The sequence below is a fragment of the Streptomyces milbemycinicus genome, assembly GCF_002154605.1.
GTDB lineage: Bacteria > Actinomycetota > Actinomycetes > Streptomycetales > Streptomycetaceae > Streptomyces > Streptomyces milbemycinicus.
The window spans coordinates 1-308 of record NZ_MUNE01000479.1 but is presented as its reverse complement, the minus strand read 5'-3'; the positions used below and the strand labels follow the sequence as shown (position 1 = coordinate 308).

Annotated in this window: 1 protein-coding gene; it reads right to left on the bottom strand. The window is 76.9% G+C overall.

Translation table 11 applies throughout. The features are described from left to right. Positions 1–308, bottom strand: a 308-nt coding sequence (locus CCN51_RS58170) for an alpha/beta fold hydrolase (RefSeq protein ID WP_342749402.1), incomplete at both ends; no start/stop codon positions are given.

Sequence of the window (308 nt, the reverse complement as noted above, 5' to 3'; positions counted from 1 at the left end):
CCGCCGAGGGAGTGGCCGACCGGTACGGCCTCCGGGATGCTGCAGGCATCCAGGACGGCCTCGATGTCATCGAGTACGGCGGGGAACGTCCAGGGGGTGGAGCCGGGGCCGGAGCGGCCGTGGGCGCGCAGGTCCATCGAGACGACGCGGTGGTCCGTGGCGAGGTCGGCCGCCGCGACCGACCAGTCGGCGAGGGTGCGGGAGGCCCCGTGGAGCAGCAGCAGCGGGGTGCCGGCGCCGCCGTGGTCGCGTACGGCCAGCGGCACGCCGTCGCGCTCGACGGTGAGCTCGGCGGGGGAGCCGGGGGA